2 protein-coding genes are annotated in these 1,842 nt (G+C 77.3%); both read right to left on the reverse strand.

The annotated features are described in order from the left end of the window. Window positions 1–958 (reverse strand): PP2C family protein-serine/threonine phosphatase (locus GTR00_RS26080; RefSeq protein WP_205706264.1); only part of this gene is annotated, 958 nt, incomplete at its 3' end. A 53-nt stretch (window positions 959–1,011) separates the two neighbouring features. Beyond that, a partial coding sequence (locus tag GTR00_RS20035) for an SDR family NAD(P)-dependent oxidoreductase (RefSeq protein ID WP_240900686.1) occupies window positions 1,012–1,842 on the reverse strand: 831 nt, incomplete at its 5' end.

The following is a 1,842-nucleotide window of genomic DNA, read 5'->3' on the forward strand; positions in this document are numbered from 1 at the left end:
GCACGGGCGGGGGGTGCCCGGCGCTGGCGAGGACGACCTCGCCGGTGTCCTCGTCCAGCGAGAGCAGGCAGCAGGTGGCGAACAGCTCCGCGCCGGTGGAGAGCAGCAGCCGGTTGGTGCGCTCCAGCACCGCGGAGGGCTCGTGGCCCTCGCTGACGTACGCGCGCACCGCCGTGCGCACCTGGCCCATCAGCGCGGCGGCGGCGCTGTTGTGGCCCTGCACGTCGCCCATGACGACGACCAGGGCGTTCTCGGTGCGCACGGCGTCGTAGAAGTCCCCGCCGACCTCGCTGCCGCCGGTGCCGGGCAGGTAGCGGGCGACCAGGTCGACCGCGCCGCCGCGGGGCAGGGAGGGGGGCAGCAGGGCGGTCTGCAGCGCGCGGGCGGTCTCGGCGGCCCGCTCGGCGCGCAGGACGGCCTCGCGGGTCTCGACCTCCTGGCGGGCGCGGCGCTCGCGGTCGAAGATCGACACGACGAGGGAGGCGAGGTCGGCGAGGCCGGCGCGCTGGGCGGCGCTCAGCGCGCCCGGGGCGGAGTCGAAGACGCACAGGGTGCCCAGGGCCAGGCCGTCGGGGGTGAGCAGGGGGGCGGAGGCGTAGGCGCGCACGGCACCGAGCCGGCCGTCGACCCAGGGGTTGGCGGCGAAGCGCGGGTCGCCGCTGGCGTCGACGGTGCCGACGAACGCGCCCGCGCCCAGGGTGTGCACGCACATGGAGTCCTCGCGCGCGCAGTCGCCGCGCTCGAAGCCCTCGGCGGCCAGCTGCCGCTGCAGCTTCTCGTCGATGACGTTGACCACGGCGTTGGGCAGCCCGGTGACCCGGGTGGCCAGGCGCACCACGGCCTGCAGCTCGTGGGGCGGTGCGGCGGTGACGTCGACGTAGTCGCGCAGGGCCGCCAGGCGGGCTGCTTCGTCGTCGACGACCGCCCCCGTGGACCCGGCCGAGGGGGCACGGTTCACAACGCTAGGTTATCGGATGGCTACCCTGCGTTGTGAGCTGACGGGGTGACCCGTCAGCGCCCGCCCCCGGGGTGGCGGCGCCTGGCCCCGCCCGGCATCGAGTTCCACACCCGGCTGACCACCGAGCGCGGCACCACGTCCAGCACCGTGGACACCGCCCTCCAGCGGCGCGTGGGCACGCTGACGACCCGGCCGGCGAACGTGTCGTCCAGCGCCGCGTCCACGACGTCGTCCACGTCCAGCCACACGCGCTGCGTCAGCGCCGAGCGCCCCCCCGAGCGCATCCCCGAGCGCGCGTGGAACTCCGTGCGCACGTACCCCGGGGCGACCACGGTGGCGCCCACGCCGGTGCCGCGCAGCTCCCCGGCCAGCGTCTCGGTGAGCACGATGACGTACGCCTTGGCGGCCGAGTAGTGCCCCCCGCCGGGCACCATGCCCGCCACCGAACCGACGTTGAGCACGTGCCCGCGCCCGCGCGGCACCATCGCGCCCGCCGCGGCGCGCGAGAGCACCAGCACCGCGCGGCACAGCACGTCGAACATCCGCTCGTGGTCGGCCGGGTCGCCGTCGAAGAAGCGCTGCTTGAGGCCGAAGCCGGCGTTGTTGACCAGCACGTCCACCGGGCGCGCCGGGTCCGCCACCCGCTCGGCCACGCGCGCCAGCGCCGCCCGGTCGGCCAGGTCCGCGGCCAGCACCTCCACCGCCACCCCGTGCCGCGCGCGCAGGCGCGCGGCGCTGTCCTCCAGGCGCGCCGCGTCGCGCGCGACCAGCACCAGGTCGTGCCCGCGGGCGGCGAGGCGGTCGGCGAAGCCGGCGCCCAGGCCGGCGGTCGCCCCCGTCACCAGCGCGGTCGGGCGCGCGGCGGGTGCGGGGGAGGCGGGGGA

It is taken from the genome of Kineococcus indalonis (genome assembly GCF_009906395.1).
GTDB lineage: Bacteria > Actinomycetota > Actinomycetes > Actinomycetales > Kineococcaceae > Kineococcus > Kineococcus indalonis.